The 14,486-nt window shown below is 47.3% G+C and carries 13 protein-coding genes; 7 read left to right on the plus strand and 6 right to left on the minus strand.

Translation table 11 applies throughout. The features are described from left to right. Nucleotides 1-242 precede the first annotated feature (242 nt). On the plus strand, nt 243-1,439 hold the full coding sequence (locus ACJJI6_RS05210) for a M12 family metallo-peptidase (protein ID WP_475712704.1): 1,197 nt from the start codon (nt 243-245) through the stop codon (nt 1,437-1,439). Nucleotides 1,440-1,518: 79 nt separating this feature from the next. Here ACJJI6_RS05210 and ACJJI6_RS05215 read toward each other — a convergent pair whose 3' ends face one another. Continuing rightward, nucleotides 1,519-2,364: a mechanosensitive ion channel family protein gene (locus ACJJI6_RS05215; RefSeq protein WP_475712705.1), complete on the minus strand. Its 846-nt coding sequence runs from the start codon at nt 2,362-2,364 to the stop codon at nt 1,519-1,521. Nucleotides 2,365-2,602: 238 nt separating this feature from the next. Further along, nucleotides 2,603-3,352: a flavodoxin family protein gene (locus ACJJI6_RS05220; protein ID WP_444913741.1), complete on the minus strand. Its 750-nt coding sequence runs from the start codon at nt 3,350-3,352 to the stop codon at nt 2,603-2,605. A 253-nt stretch (nt 3,353-3,605) separates the two neighbouring features. On the opposite strand from ACJJI6_RS05220, the gene ACJJI6_RS05225 reads away from it, so the two are divergent. Beyond that, nucleotides 3,606-4,196: a hypothetical protein gene (locus ACJJI6_RS05225; protein WP_475712706.1), complete on the plus strand. Its 591-nt coding sequence runs from the start codon at nt 3,606-3,608 to the stop codon at nt 4,194-4,196. Nucleotides 4,197-4,495: 299 nt separating this feature from the next. Then, nucleotides 4,496-5,176 carry a GlcG/HbpS family heme-binding protein gene (locus ACJJI6_RS05230; RefSeq protein WP_475712707.1) on the plus strand — a complete coding sequence of 227 codons (681 nt, stop codon included), beginning with the start codon at nt 4,496-4,498 and terminating at the stop codon, nt 5,174-5,176. Between the two features lie 235 nt (nt 5,177-5,411). Here the strand turns inward: ACJJI6_RS05230 and ACJJI6_RS05235 are convergent, their stop codons facing one another. Beyond that, nucleotides 5,412-5,783, minus strand: coding sequence for a VOC family protein (locus ACJJI6_RS05235; RefSeq protein ID WP_475712708.1), 372 nt, complete (start codon nt 5,781-5,783; stop codon nt 5,412-5,414). 270 nt (nt 5,784-6,053) lie between these two features. On the opposite strand from ACJJI6_RS05235, the gene ACJJI6_RS05240 reads away from it, so the two are divergent. Further along, complete coding sequence (locus ACJJI6_RS05240) at nt 6,054-6,509, plus strand: macro domain-containing protein (protein WP_475712709.1); 456 nt, start codon at nt 6,054-6,056, stop codon at nt 6,507-6,509. 87 nt (nt 6,510-6,596) lie between these two features. On the opposite strand, the gene ACJJI6_RS05245 is transcribed toward ACJJI6_RS05240, so the two are convergent. Further along, a complete protein-coding gene (locus ACJJI6_RS05245; RefSeq protein WP_475712710.1) occupies nt 6,597-7,607 on the minus strand; it encodes a tyrosine-type recombinase/integrase in 1,011 nt (336 codons plus the stop codon). Nucleotides 7,608-7,799: 192 nt separating this feature from the next. Between ACJJI6_RS05245 and ACJJI6_RS05250 the strand changes: the two genes are divergently transcribed. Both ACJJI6_RS05250 and ACJJI6_RS05255 read left to right on the plus strand, forming a co-directional pair. After that, nucleotides 7,800-8,858 carry a DNA-binding protein gene (locus ACJJI6_RS05250; RefSeq protein WP_475712711.1) on the plus strand — a complete coding sequence of 353 codons (1,059 nt, stop codon included), beginning with the start codon at nt 7,800-7,802 and terminating at the stop codon, nt 8,856-8,858. A 261-nt stretch (nt 8,859-9,119) separates the two neighbouring features. Next, complete coding sequence (locus tag ACJJI6_RS05255) at nt 9,120-10,817, plus strand: BCCT family transporter (protein WP_444893859.1); 1,698 nt, start codon at nt 9,120-9,122, stop codon at nt 10,815-10,817. Between the two features lie 30 nt (nt 10,818-10,847). Here ACJJI6_RS05255 and ACJJI6_RS05260 read toward each other — a convergent pair whose 3' ends face one another. After that, nucleotides 10,848-11,759, minus strand: a complete 912-nt coding sequence (locus ACJJI6_RS05260; protein ID WP_475712712.1) for a M15 family metallopeptidase — start codon at nt 11,757-11,759, stop codon at nt 10,848-10,850. Nucleotides 11,760-12,045: 286 nt separating this feature from the next. Between ACJJI6_RS05260 and ACJJI6_RS05265 the strand changes: the two genes are divergently transcribed. Next, nucleotides 12,046-13,713, plus strand: a complete 1,668-nt coding sequence (locus ACJJI6_RS05265) for a BCCT family transporter (RefSeq protein WP_475712713.1) — start codon at nt 12,046-12,048, stop codon at nt 13,711-13,713. Between the two features lie 55 nt (nt 13,714-13,768). On the opposite strand, the gene ACJJI6_RS05270 is transcribed toward ACJJI6_RS05265, so the two are convergent. Further along, nucleotides 13,769-14,482, minus strand: coding sequence for a TorF family putative porin (locus ACJJI6_RS05270; RefSeq protein WP_475712714.1), 714 nt, complete (start codon nt 14,480-14,482; stop codon nt 13,769-13,771). Between the last annotated feature and the right edge of the window lie 4 nt (nt 14,483-14,486).

Here is a 14,486-nt window from a genome sequence, read left to right on the forward strand (position 1 = left end):
TAATTTTCCAAAAAGTTATCTGCTCTTCAGATAGTAACTTGTCAAAAATTTGCGAAGTTAAATTATCGGTAGGCGTAAGAATATTTTTTTAGTTAAGAATCATATAGAGTAGCCGCGCACTGTGGATTTCAATAAATATTTCTATTCAGTCTTTTAAAGGCTGCATTAATAGATTTATTTTTATCTTTAGTGCGGATCTTTCTAAATTGATTTTCCGAGAAGTAGATACAGGGAGTATGTCTGTGAAAAGCTTTAAAATTTTTGCGCCTTTCGTGTTGCTATTTTCTACATTTGGCGCTCATTCAGAAGAAAATGTGCATGTTGTTTTTGAATCTTCCATGAGTGAAAGTAGATCAAATCTAATCTCAAATAGAACTAAAAAAAGTTTAAATAACAAGATTTTTAGCTTGAAGCCCGGTAGTACCCTTGAGGTTCCCAGTGAGCTCGGCAAGCAACGGTTTACCTTGCAAAATATTCGCTCAACAAAAAGTAGGGCTTCACTATCTGCATTTTCTGAGGATGGAAAAGGGTTTATAACCTTAGCCGAGAACAACGGTAGAATTGTTGGCTCAATACAATCTGAAGGTAGGCTCTACAAAGTGAGACCTGCCGGAAACGGTGCGGTTACAATCGCTGAGGTTCCAGACAATTCACTTGTCGACCATGATAGTAACTACTTCGAAGAGATGAATTTTACTTCCAAGGTTGGTGCGCTAAACACAACCTCAGGAATTGCGACTACTGACTCTGGTGGAAAAATAACCGTTATAGTTGCTTATACCGATGCCTTTGAGGCAGACGCCGGTGATGTACCCGCCTATATGGATTTATTGGAGGAGGAAACCAATGTTTCATTTGCCAATAGTGTAGTCAATACCTCGGTAGAAATTGTTCACGCTTATAGAACCAGCTATGCAGAAAGCGGTAGCTTCTATGTGGACCGCGAGTACTTTTCGAATGACGCATATCCAGAAACTAAAGAACTATACGAACTTAGAGACTTGTATAGTGCAGATGTAATGATTGTTTTAACCGGCAATGATTTGTACAGCGGATCATGTGGACTGGCTAAGACGATCTACGCATCGGAATCAACAGCCTTTGCTTTCGCAAGGGAAGGGTGCGCAACGGGGTACTTCAGCTTTGCCCATGAAATTGGCCACCTGCTGGGAGCCCGGCATATCATCTATAGTGATTCGAATATGGAGCCGTTTGAATATGGCCACGGCTACTGTAATACCACCCCTTCAACTTGGAGGAGTGTGATGGCCTACAATTGCCCGTCGGATCGAGGCGGCCCCAGAATTCAGCAGTGGTCCAACCCGGATATCACAATAGATGGAGACCCTACAGGTACCTCCAATCTAGAGGATAATGCGCGGGTTATCCGTGAGCGCGCCTGGGAGGTTGCCAACTTCCGGGTCGATGGGGAAAGTTAACGGCAAATTCATACAATAGCCGCCAGCAATGCAGAACTGCTAGCGGCTTCAATCGCCGATACCCTTCAATACAACTGCGTTAAGCTTTGGACTCCACGTCCTTAGTTTTCTCGAACCAAAAGTTATAGAAGTCTTCAGTCACCAGCTGTTCGATATTGGTGGCTTCCTCTCGGGGGCAAAAGACGGTTACCGTGGTTACATCGTGGCCGAGTTCATTCGTCGTGATACAGACTTTTGCATCAGGCCCCGACAGCTCAACGCCCATGCGATTCTCGATCAGGTTGCAGTAGCGTTCGGCAACTTCACGGAAGGACTCGCAGTGTTCTTTAAGTCGCTCAGAGATAAACTTCTTGGCTTCAAATGGATTCATTCCTTTGCTTTCCCGGGTAATCGAAAAGGTATGCTCGATATACCGGCGCATAAAGTTCAGGTTCTTTACCGGTTGGGTAAAGAAGGCATTGTTAGGGATGTACAGAGTTGTTCCTGTATAGCCATTGCCCAAACCGTGCGGATCGATTTCCAAAAGGGTGGTGCTTAGCCAGTCACTATCGGTGACTTCACCAAATTGATTGCCGACTTTAATCCAGTCTCCCACAGTAAACGAGCGCATGTTTGCCTGATACAGACCACCAACGAGGCACTGCACCCCCTCTCTCAGTGCCAATACAATTGCCACAGAGAAAGCGGCAATGGATAGGGCAAAGTCCCGGAGTTCGCTTACCCAAATTGCTATCAAGCCAACTACCAATAATAAGTTGCCTAGGTTATGTACGGTATTGATACGGCGGCGCTTATCCGCTTTTTGCCAACTACTTCGTGCTATTACTAGCGTGAGCAGGCCACGTAATAACATCACTAATGAGATCAGGCATATGGTGATAAATAATTTGCTATCCAGGATATGCGCTAAGAACTCTGGTTTCATTCGGGACAGGGACCTCACAGGAATTACTGGACCACCAATTCATATGGCCACGCCTAGCCCCTTTATGGAGAAAGGAGTGCTATGCCGGGCAGGTGGGTGTTAATGGGAGCAAAGAAGGCGGGAATTTATCCCTGGTGCTACATCTTGTAAATAGGATTTTGTAAATACGGATAGACTTGGCCAAACAGCAACAACTTTAGGCTGCTTAGCTCTATAAAGTTAAAAATGCAGGATATTTCTATCGATAATCAGGGTTAGGAAAGTCGGGCTTACAGCCGGCATCCCAGGCAGAGCGTTGGTTGCCGTGGGCGGGAATGCCCCCAGCATCTTTTATCATTCGCGCCATATGCATCAGGTTCCAGGTCATAAAGGTGGTGTTGCGATTGGTAAAGTCGTTTTGTGGACCACCGGAACCGGGGTCAAGATACGAGGGGCCGGGGCCAGCTTCTCCCACCCATGCCGCATCTGCCTGGGGAGGGATAACATAGCCAAGGTGTTGCAGAGAGTAGAGAATATTCATGGCACAGTGCTTTGCGCCATCTTCGTTGCCGGTGATAAGGCAGCCGCCCACCCGACCGTAGTATGCGTACTGGCCTTTAGAGTTCAGGTCAGCTGAGTTCGCATAGAGCCTTTCTATAGTTTGGGTGCAGATAGAGGATTTCTCTCCCAACCAGATCGGCGTGGTTATAACCAGGATATCTGCGTCTTCAACCCGGCGATAGAGCAGTGGCCACTCATCAGTGTCCCAGCCATGCTCCGTCATATCCGGGTAAACACCAAAAGCGATATCGTGATCAACAGGGCGTAAAACCTCAACTGAGACTTTGTTGCGCTCCATGATTTCCCTGGATATGCGAATTAGACCGTCTGTATGGGAGAGTTCAGGCGTAGGCTTTAGAGTGCAGTTGAGGAATAGCGCCTTGAGGTCGGAGAAGTCCGACGCACTAGACTTGCAGTCTTCAATTTGCTTTTGATTTAACGTCGTCATTTTGGGCCTCCTTGCCACCACTTAGATAATAGCCTGAGTTCTAATCCCGTGATTTCAAAGAGGATCCGTTGAACTTTACCCAAATAGATCTGCGACACGGTGTTAGTCCATATAACTTACGGGTATCAGGCTTCGACTTATCCATCCAGGGTCCGCTGGGGGTCATTACTATTGGCGTGATTCGGCTTGCCCCGGGATTATCTAACCGTAAAGCTGCGCCTATATTTGACTGACTACCACCTTGGAGGTCACCATGAAAATAATCAATCAGCTATTACTCCTGTTGTCCTCAGTACTTCTGACTCTTGTTGCCACTCACGCCAATGCCCAATCGGAAGCTAAAGATTCCTTGGAAGGAGTCTGGTGTGCAATTGAAGGTGAGTCGTTTATTTTTTACGAGCACAGTCCAGACGCCTTTACCTTAGAAAAGGAGCAGATTTGCCGAACTTTTAAAGTTCTCAAGCAAACAGGGGTGGGTGGTGGTGGTCGCTATCTTGAGGTAACGAAGAAGCCGGATGTTAAACACCAACTAACTGCAGTTGAAGAGAAGGTGAATGAGACCACTATAGCTAAGGATATCGGTATCTTTGCCTATATGAAGAGTGGCAATAGAATTCAAGTGGTAGCTGTTGATGTGTCCGATGAGAGCGTTACAAATTTGACCCTCGATGGCAGTGGCACTATGCGAGGTTTTATCGAGGAGGTTACTGCTGACAGCACCACTAAGAAGGGTCATGAAGCTCATGTTGGTGTGTTGTTCTTTCGGAGGACTTCCTCGTCAATACCCGAGACCTTTGATCAGGACTGGGAATCAATCTTCAATGAGACCCATATCAAGCAATAAGTGCTTGGGCCTAATGATACTGCCGGGGATGCGATGTCATTACCATAACTAAACAATTCAGCAAATTAGCTAAAGATCGTAATTCTATTAAGGCGGTATCGTCGATACCTTTGCGAAAGGCGACCTAGTGCGATTTTTCATGCCTACTCTAGCCAACCATTAAAGACATTTATTAGGAGTGTTAAAAATATAGCTAAAACCCAAGGGCATAATTGATTCTATATTAATCTAACCTAGTATTATCAACGGCCCATCACTCTCAGCAAGAAATGAAGATATAGATTATGCAGGTTAATTCAATGGAGTTACCAAAATATTCCGAACTTAAGGCGGTGCTAAAAGATGTCGTAAAAGAACAGAATGGCGGTTTTAGCTTAAATATGTGGGCAACGGTAGTTGATAGAGATGGAATAGTTAGAGCTGTTGTATTTTCCGGAGAAGATAGAGGCGACCAATGGCCCGGTAGCCGCGTCATTTCAGCGCAAAAAGCAAATACAGCAAATGCTTTCAGTCTGCCAGGCCTACCCTTATCGACAGCAAACCTTTTTACAGCTGTTCAGCCTGGTGGAAGTTTGTATGGTTTACAGCATAGCAATCCAGTTGATACCAATGTTGCTTATAGCGGGCTACCCAATGATATTGGTACAGAACACGACCCAATGATTGGTAAGAAAATTGGAGGCGTTAATGTTTTTGGTGGTGGTTTAGCGCTGTACAAAGACGACGGTAAGCTTCTTGGAGCAGTTGGGGTAAGTGGTGATAGTTCATGTGCGGACCATAATATTGCGTGGAAAGTTCGTCATATGCTCAAGATGGACTACATACCTGAAGGGGTGAGTCCTAGCAAGGACGATAACATCGTCAATGACATTGTGGGTGGTGTTAGCGCTGGTGGTTGGGGGCACCCTGCCTGCTCGCCTGAAGCAAGTGACATTGCCAAAAAACTACCTAAGACACATCCGACTAGATCTAAAAACTAAATTACTTTAGAGCAATTCAGGTAATGAACTGACTTGGCTCTCCATATGTACTTAAGTTGATCGGCTAGTCGCCGATATCTACTAGTGTAAACTGATGAAAAAATCTAGCTGTAAGGGTGATAAATAGGCTACCGATCCAATCAATACTAATAAACAAGAGCCTCTTTTATTGCGGCTGTAAACGGGAGATAAGATGGTGGCGACGCCTATAGGCGCCGCAAACGGGTAGGGGGATCTATTTATTAGTCGTACTATTAGTGAACTCCCGAAGCTGAATATGATTGCCTTCAGGGTCAGCTATATTGCAGGCTTTGAATATTGGATTTGACCACTCTCCGTCAAGGGATTTGCCACCTAACTCTATTGCTTGGTGCCGTGCCTTTGTAAGGCTTTGTACTGCTATAAATACTTTGACTGTATTAAAATTTTCCTCGGGAAGTTCAATAGGGGGAGTATGCACAACAATATTGAAACCCTCTCCGCCCAAACTAACCAGTTGGTTTGTTTTATGAAGTACAGACAAGCTGAACATATTTATATAGAATTTTGACAATTCATTGATATCATTTGCGTATACAACGACACCAAATTTTGCTGGTCCGCTCATATTTCCTCTTTACCCATACTTAAATTCTTCGTAGCGATAACTTCTATGTTAAGTTATCAATAGTTATTTTTAGCAACAACAAATTGGGTAAGGCTTTTCAGTGTGCCTTAGCGCAGAGCAGCTTGGTGCATATTATATTGATCTAGTGTCAATTAGTTGAGAGTTGTTAATCAATCAAGAAAGTTGAAACTGCGCTAGAGCGTTTGCCTTTCGTTTCACTGTATACGCGTTGAAGACTGCCAAGGCGTTTTGGATTTCTGGAGTTCGAGAATGAATGTAGTAGAAGGTGATTTGATCAAAATGGCACTTGAGGGCCATTTTGATGTAATTGTTCATGGGTGTAATTGCCAGTGCCAAATGGGAAAGGGGATAGCCTTAACTATCAAGAAGCTTTTCCCTGAAGCCTACCAGGCGGACTTGGGTACAGAAAAAGGCTCACGACTTAAACTGGGCACCTATTCAAGTGCCTACATATCACAGTTAGAGGCCAGCTTTACGGTCGTCAATGCTTACACTCAGTTTCATTGGAGAGGTGAGGGGGTAATGGCGGATTATGAGGCTATACGCAGTGTATTCACCAAAGTTAAGAAAGATTTTCCGGGAAAGAGGATTGGGTATCCTCTAATAGGTGCAGGGCTTGCCGGTGGAGATTGGGAGGTAATTTCCAACATCATAGAAAATGAACTTGAAGGCGAAAATCACACACTTGTTAAGTTTGTGCCGTAACAAGCACCCTGCAGCCAGGCTGATTACTTCCGCACATATACTGCCCGCCTCAAAGGCGGGACTTGCCAGCAGGTCAATAACAGCTTCTTAAGAGAGTAGTTCCGACATCTTCTTCATCAAGATAGCTGAGGCGTTGTCGGTAAACTGTTGCCCCTCCTCAATATACTCCCAGACAGTGGCGTCACTCTTCCAGCCACCTTGCTTCTTGATCAGCTCAAAGCCAACTTTTTCTCGCGCTGCGGAAGTAGACAGGCCTCGGCGAAAGCTGTGGCTGCTGAGTTCGGCAACAAAGTCAAAACCGCAGGCTTCCCCGAGATTTTTCAGTAGATCGTTGATAGCTGTGGGGTTTAACTGTCGATTTTGCACCGTATCCCAGCGATTGACTGACCGAAATGCTGGCCCAGTTCTAATGCCACTAACGTCTAGCCAGGACTTAAGTGCTCGTGCGGGGCAGATTTCAGGGGTGCCGTAGGGAAGGGCGCGCATCATTCCCTGACCACTTTGATCCGTCTTTGATTTGGGTAGGCGAATGATCAAGCCTTCCTCCTCCCATATCAGGTCTTCTACCTGGATCGCCACTAACTCACTGCGCCGGAAGGCGCCAAAGAAACCTACCAGTACCAATGCCAAGTCACGGGCCTTCTTCTTGGAGTTGGGCTGAGAGCGCAGCTGTCGGGTGAGGGCTGCAATGTGTTCGAGGCTCAGCGCCTTGGCTTTTTGCTTGGGCTTTCCGTGGGTGCGGCGAATACCGCGCATGGTCTTCTGCACCAGCGGCTCAGCGACTGGGTTGGCAATGCCTTGATAAAGGTGCCACTGGCCTATGGCGGTTAAGTGCAAACCCAGGGTGCGCGGGTTCAATTGCTCGGCCCGACTCAATAGATAGCTAACCAGTGAATGGCTATCGGTGGGGAGTCGACCTCCCCATTTCTCAAACTGGCGAATGGCAGACCGATAGGCTTTGCGAGTGCTGTCTGAAGTCGCTGCTCGCAGGTACTTCTGAATGTCATCCTCAGTCAGAAGTGCTCCAGCCCCGCTAGATGTACTGCTGAGCGGGGATTGGGGTTGGATTTTGGTTGAGGTTAGAGGCTGTTTTCTCATGAATTCTGTGTCACCTGAAAGCCACCATTTGTACTGAGGGTACGTTAAATGGGGGCTTCCTTACTTTTATAACCTTCGATAAGAATCATTATCGAAGGTTAGTTAGGTTAATTCAAGAATTGGTTTATTTTCATATATTATGTATTATTACGTAATACGTAATTTGGTACAAAATAATCTGAGGAAAGGTTAATGGCGCGCACAGGGGTCACCTATCTGGACATTTTTGAAGCAGCAAAGGCGATTAAGGCCCGGGGCGAGGAGCCGACAGTTGATAGGGTGCGCGCTCATCTGGGGACTGGGAGTAAAAGTACAATTGCGCCGCTTCTAAAGCGGTGGAAAAGCGAGAGTTCCAGCAGCACTGATGTCAGCGGCTTGCCTAAAGATTTGGTGGAGGCGCTGAAAGGGCTTCATCAGCGTATCCAGGGCGATGCAGACCAAAGAGTGGAGCAGGTTCAGCAGGAATTTGAAGCTAAAGATCTGGAGATAACAGAGAGACTAAATGAAGTTCAAGAGACCAGTAGCAAGCAAACCGCATTGATTCGCGAGCTGGAGCAGAAGCTTTCAGCTTCTGAAGGTGAGAAGCGCCGCCTCAAAGTTACCCTGGGTGAAACTCAGTCAGAACTGGAAAAAAGTGAGTTTCAATTGGAGCAGGCTTCGGTTCGAGTTGAGGAGCAGAAGGCCTCAATTGAAGAGATAAAGCAGGAGAATCGCGATGTGCGCGAGCACTTTGAGCACTTCCAGCAACGAACAGCTACAGACCGGCAGCACGAGCGAGATCAGTTTCGATCTTCCAGTGAGCAACTTAAGGGGCAGGTGGCCTCACTGACGGAGCAACTTGGGTTGGCGGAACAGAGGATTTCTGAGCAGGATCTCCTGTACAAACAGGGGCAGGCATTAATTACTGAACTCAATCGGGAAAAGCAGGAGTTGCGTGAAAATATAGGCGCCGCTCAAGCCGAAGCAGCAAACTACAAGCGGCAGGCTGAAGAGCGGGCAGCAAGCGCTGAATCCCAGTCTTCTGAAATTACACGATTACAGGATGAGGTTACCCGCCTCCAGAGCAGCGGTGTAGGACAAGCTAAAGAGATTCAGCTTCAGCAAGTATCTTTGGAAAGGCTGGATGCGGAACTGGGCGCTACAAAAGACCGGATAGAGACCTTGTCAGACGAGAATCGTATCCTTCTACAGGAGAAGGCAATGCTACAAGGACAGTTTGCTCAACTGGAAAAATCTCTGGGTAAGCAGTAGTTCAGAACCCGGCAGGCTGGGGCGGTCGTCAGTTGATAGCCCCAGTTCAATTGGTTGTCGCACCTAAACAGATGTGACACCTGTCAAATTGAAATACTTTGACTAGCTGGTACTATTAAAGATAAGTAAGAGCAAATTTAGCTGTAGTTGATCTACCTATCCTTATATAAGTCCTACTCACTAACACCGCATAATAAAGTTCCTTATATAAAGTCCCCCTTGCTTTTATTTGCCGCGGTTTACAAGGCATTTGGGAGGCAAGTGTTGTCCAATCATTTCAGAGAAATCATCGATAAACCCACTTTTTTTGGTTCGCTGGCGCTGCTGTTGGCAGTGACAATCCCTCTGGTGCTGTTCCCGGAAGTTGGTGCCGCCTGGGTTTTAGCCGCTAAAGGTTTCGTTACTGACAAGCTGGGGGTTTTCTATCTGGCACTGGGTGTCGGGGCAATTCTCTTTATGGTCTATATCGTGTTTAGTGATATCGGCCAGATCAAGCTGGGAACACCTGAAGAAAACCCTGAGTTCTCCACCATTTCCTGGGCATCAATGCTGTTTTGTGCCGGCATCGGCGCATCGATTCTCTATTGGTCTATGGTCGAGTGGATCTACTATTACCAAACTCCACCTTTCCAGGTTGAAGGAGGCACACCCGAAGCTGCGCGCTGGGCAGTTGCCTACGGTATTTTTCACTGGGGCCCGCTGGCGTGGTCCATCTACCTGATTCCCGCTCTGCCAATTGCCTACTTCTACTACGTTAGAAATCACAGCGTGCTGAAAATTAGTGAGGCGCTGATGCCCGTTTTGGGGGAGCAGCGTGCCCAAGGTGGAATTGGTAAGTTGATCGACGTGCTGTTTATCTTTGGCATGTTGGGCGGTGGCGCTACGACCCTGGGGATAGCCGCGCCGCTGATTACTCAGGGGGCTCATGAACTCTTGGGCGTGCCTACCGGGCTGGGAACCCAGGTTGTAGTGCTGATGATATGCACGGCAATCTTCGGCTATAGCGCTTTTGTTGGGCTTAAGAAGGGTATCCGCGCACTTTCCAACCTGAATATGTGGCTGTCTATTGTGCTGCTTCTGTTTGTTTTCCTGGTTGGCCCCACCTTATTTATGTTGAACACTGGCTTGGATGCCCTGGGTCGTGTCTTGGATAACATCTTCCATATGGCCGCCTGGACTGAGCCATTTGCAGAGTTTGAGCAGTTCCCGGATACCCATTTCCCCCAAGACTGGACCATCTTCTATTGGGCGTGGTGGTTGGTTTTCGCTCCCAGTGTCGGCTTGTTTATTGCGCGTATCTCGCGGGGGAGAACCATTAAGACCATGGTGGTTGGCTCCATTTTTTATGGCACCTTAGGCTGCTTCCTGTTCTTTATGGTGCTGGGAAATTACGGCGTCTACTTACAGTTTTCCGGTGAGCTGGATGTGGTGGGGATGCTAAATGAGCAGGGCGCAACCGCTGCAATTTTTGCCACACTCAAGACACTTCCCGGCAGTAAACTAGTGATTCTAGTGTATACGGTGCTCGCCCTCATCTTTACTGCAACTACATTCGATTCCATCTCATACATTCTTGCTGCTGTTGTGCAGAAAGAGGTCGATGAAGAGCCGGCTAGATGGAACCGCCTGTTCTGGGCATTTGCGCTTTCACTGATGCCGATAACGCTGCTGTTTTTGGGCGGCCTGGATACGCTGCAAACTGCCAGCGTGATCGGTGGCGTGCCGCTTTTAGTTGTTGCTTTGCTGCTGTGTATATCGATTGTGAAAGCCGCTCACTATGACCTGCGCTACCAGCCAAGCTACGAAGAGAAGGAAATCTATATTGAAGAGTTTCCAGAGGATGATCCGTGGACAGAAGAGGGGAATTGGGAGGTTCCTGCCCAGGCAGAGCACGGCGTATCCCATGATGACAAACCCCATATAGAGGGCGATCCGGGAAGCCATCCGTCTCGACTTTAATAGTTGGGCAGCAGGAGGAGGCTGCCATTTTCACTCCTGCTCTCCATCAAATTCTGATACCACTTTATCGACACAATGCTTTCTGAGGTGAGTAGCGTTTTTTATCGAGTTGCTCTCCTCAAAACAGCGATTCAATTGCTGGGTATATCGGTTAAATAGTTGTTTTGCACTCTCCTTTGGCAAAGTTACAAGGCGGTTAATGAACTGACGGGAACCAATCTGAAAGTGCATATAATCAATCGGGACATTCCAGTCTCCACCCCAGACAGCGAAGCCATGCCTGGCAAAGATTGTGGTTACATCTTCAGACAACCCCATGCGGATTGGCTTTCCCGGGCGAAACTTTGCCCGGTTTAAATATCCCTCTGTTGCATCCTTGGGGATTACTTTGGCCCGGGTGTGTTTATCAATATACAGGTAGGGGTTTTGTAGGGGGTTTATATCAATAGCGGCACCATAAGCGTGCTCAGACCATCTGCTCCCACCTGTAATGGGACGCGAATCAAAGGCCAGCGTGTTGTTTCGATCATCCGCCATTCGCTCTTGCAGGGTAAAATATTCGACAGGAATGGCTGACTGTATTGGAAAGCGAGATCGGGAGATCTCACCAAATAAAGACAGGACGTTCTCGGCAACGATATCAAGGACAACAACAGCGCCCCTGCGGTCTAGATCGGCTCCGATGCCAAAATTATCCTGGGCAGGGGTATCCAAGAGAGGCGCATAGTCGAAGACGACTCTCTTCAGCCTTTCACAGCCAATAGGGGAGTTGCTCCGAAGTACCTGCCGGAGCTTCATTAGCTCACAGTCTTCTTGGGATATGTCATAAATGCCTGTCTTTGCTTCAGGTTTAAAATCATTAATATCGATATTCCTGGCCTGGTCCTTGGTGCATGCAAATAGCACCAAGCCCGCGATGGCGGCGATGGCCTTCTTATACATATCACTTCTCGGTATTCCTTTGGGAAAGCCCCATTTCAAATAGTATTTGAGTATGCGCATCCTGTTCCTTGAATTGCACTCGGCCTGCTAAATCAGCAATCAGAAGGGTGCTAATCACGTCGTGCCTGTCGTTGATCAATGGCAGTGTAGTGCTTGTCTTAAAGATTGGCGCTTTTGCTTTCAACGGTTCTGTTTTTGGGGGTTATAAAACCACCAGGCCGTGATCATTTAAACAGCCAGCTTAATTCCACTTTCTTTGAGAAAATCTTTTCAAGAGGGGGCCCTATTGAATAGGGGATCAAAGGACCTCATAGACAAGCCCACTTTTTGGGGCTCTTTTGCATTGCTACTAGTGGCGACAGTGCCCTTGATCCTCTTTCCCGAGGCGGGTTCTTTATGGTTATTGGCAGCTAAAGATTTGGTGACAGATAAGTTGGGGGTCTTTTATCTCCTGCTTGGCCTAGGTGCGATGTTATTTGTGCTGTATATCGCCTTTAGTGATATCGGCAGGATAAAGTTGGGAGGGGGGAAAGAGGGCCCCGAATTCTCAACTCTATCCTGGGCTGCCATGTTGTTTTCTTCCGGTATTGGCGCCTCTATTTTGTATTGGTCGATGGTTGAATGGATCTACTATTACCAACAGCCACCGTTCCAGGTTCAAGCAAGCTCAGCTGAAGCTGCGCGCTGGGCAGTTTCCTACGGTATCTTTCACTGGGGACCGCTGGCTTGGTCTATCTATCTGATCCCAGCACTGCCAATTGCCTATTACTACTATGTGCGTAAACGCAAGGTTCTAAAGTTAAGCCAAGCGCTCGCGCCAGTATTGGGTGATCGTAGCGTGGGAGGGCCCATTGGTAAGCTTATCGATACCTCCCTGGTATTTGGCATGTTAGGGGGCGCGGCTACACGGCTTGGTATTGCGGCGCCGTTGATTATATTGGGATTGCATAAGCTATTTGGGGTTCCTACTGGAGTGGGATTTCAGGTTGGGGCACTGATATTTTGTGCGCTATTGTTTGGTTACTGTGCTCTTGCCGGCGTAAAGCGGGGCCTTAGTGTCCTATCAAACTTTACAATTTTTCTCTCACTCGTCTTGCTGCTCTTCGTGTTTATCGCGGGACCAACACTATTTATGCTCAATAGTGGGTTGGATTCCCTGGGTAGAGCGCTGCATAACTTCTTGCAAATGGCCACTTGGACTGAGTCCTTCTCTCATTTTAAACAGTTCCCCAGTACTCGCTTCCCTCAGGACTGGACGGTCTTCTATTGGGCTTGGTGGTTGGTTTTTGCTCCGAGTATTGGCTTATTTATTGCGCGTATCTCCGGAGGGCGGACTATCAAGGCGATGATTCTTGGGGCACTATTTTTTGGAACTTTTGGCTGCTTCTTGTTTTTTATGGTGCTAGGCAACTACGGCGTTTACTTGCATTTTTCGGGCGAGCTGGACTTGGTGCAAATACTGAATCAGCAGGGGGCTAATACCGTGATCTTTGCCGTTTTAGATAAGTTGCCGGCGAGCCAGTTAGTTGTGTTGCTGTATACGCTGATCGCACTGGTTTTTACGGTCATTACTTTTGACTCCATATCTCATATTCTTGCCGCAGTTGTGCAGAAAGAGGTCCATGGCGAGCCGCTTCGGTGGAATCGAATTTTCTGGGCCTTCGCGCTGGCAATAATGCCTATTGCTTTGTTGCTTATTGGAGGGCTGGAAGCATTGCAGGCGGCAAGCATTATCGCTGGTGTCCCTTTGCTGCTAATTGCCCTCTTGCTTTGTATCTCAATGGTTAAAGTTGCCCGGCATGACTTGAGTTTGCACCCAGTTATCCTTGAAAGGGAAATTGTTTTGGAAGGGGTGGCTGAGGAAGGTGCCTGGAGTGGAAATGCTGAATCAGGGCAAGTTGTGATGAAGTCTGCAAAGAAGATTAGCCCGGGAGGCAAAGAAGAAACACCCTGAGTGCAGGCTAGTAAGATAGGCCGGGGCTATTTTAGGCCCCGGCTGCACTTATACCTTAAAGGCTAAAAGTGCGAGCGACAGAGAAAACGATACGCTCGTCGGTATCCTTCGTATCGATAGTAGTGTTCTCAGCAGCAATATTGAAATCAAAACCGTTTAGAGAAGTCATGTATTCTACACGGTAGTGGTTGTAGGATTTTTTATTATTGCCCCAACTCCAGTTGTCCAAATTGGTAGAGGTAGAGCGGTCCACACTGAAACGAACGTTATGCCCCTCTGCAAATTCAAAAGTGTGAGCCAGCATCATAATGTAGTGGCTGCCGCCCAGACCAAAGTAGTCCCAGCTGTACCAGCCATTCACTTCGGACTCGCCCAGGTTGGAGCTATAACCCAGCTTGGTATAAGCTTCTGGGTAGTCATAGCTTCTAGAGACATCCTTATCACCGTGATAGGTGTAGTAAGCAATACCAGTATCCAGACTTACCTTGTCATTAAGTTGTAAGAATTTGCCAGCGTAGAAATTTAGCTCGAGATTGACGTCATCACCTACAAAATCCACATTGGAAGCCCAGGAGCCAATGTACCAACCGTTATCGAAGCCGTAGTCCAGGCTTGCCTGCAGTGCTGGGTCGCTTTTGGTCTGGCTAACACCATTAAAGGTGTAATCGGTGGTCAGATTTACAGTAGAAGACAGCTCTGCTTGGGATTGTTGGGCAAGCACCAGTAGGGAAGCACAGGTCAGTGCAGAAAGTTTCAAAGTTGATTTCATTGTT

The sequence above is a fragment of the Microbulbifer maximicatervae (SeqCode) genome (assembly GCF_056232625.1).

Bases quoted from the DNA above. Each gene is read 5' to 3' on its own strand.
- ACJJI6_RS05260 (WP_475712712.1), bottom strand. From the start codon at position 11,759: ATGTATAAGAAGGCCATCGCCGCCATCGCGGGCTTGGTGCTATTTGCA.
- ACJJI6_RS05220 (WP_444913741.1), bottom strand. From the start codon at position 3,352: ATGACGACGTTAAATCAAAAGCAAATTGAAGACTGCAAGTCTAGTGCG.
- ACJJI6_RS05250 (WP_475712711.1), top strand. From the start codon at position 7,800: ATGGCGCGCACAGGGGTCACCTATCTGGACATTTTTGAAGCAGCAAAG.
- ACJJI6_RS05215 (WP_475712705.1), bottom strand. From the start codon at position 2,364: ATGAAACCAGAGTTCTTAGCGCATATCCTGGATAGCAAATTATTTATC.
- ACJJI6_RS05225 (WP_475712706.1), top strand. From the start codon at position 3,606: ATGAAAATAATCAATCAGCTATTACTCCTGTTGTCCTCAGTACTTCTG.
- ACJJI6_RS05240 (WP_475712709.1), top strand. From the start codon at position 6,054: ATGAATGTAGTAGAAGGTGATTTGATCAAAATGGCACTTGAGGGCCAT.
- ACJJI6_RS05235 (WP_475712708.1), bottom strand. From the start codon at position 5,783: ATGAGCGGACCAGCAAAATTTGGTGTCGTTGTATACGCAAATGATATC.
- ACJJI6_RS05270 (WP_475712714.1), bottom strand. From the start codon at position 14,482: ATGAAATCAACTTTGAAACTTTCTGCACTGACCTGTGCTTCCCTACTG.
- ACJJI6_RS05245 (WP_475712710.1), bottom strand. From the start codon at position 7,607: ATGAGAAAACAGCCTCTAACCTCAACCAAAATCCAACCCCAATCCCCG.
- ACJJI6_RS05230 (WP_475712707.1), top strand. From the start codon at position 4,496: ATGGAGTTACCAAAATATTCCGAACTTAAGGCGGTGCTAAAAGATGTC.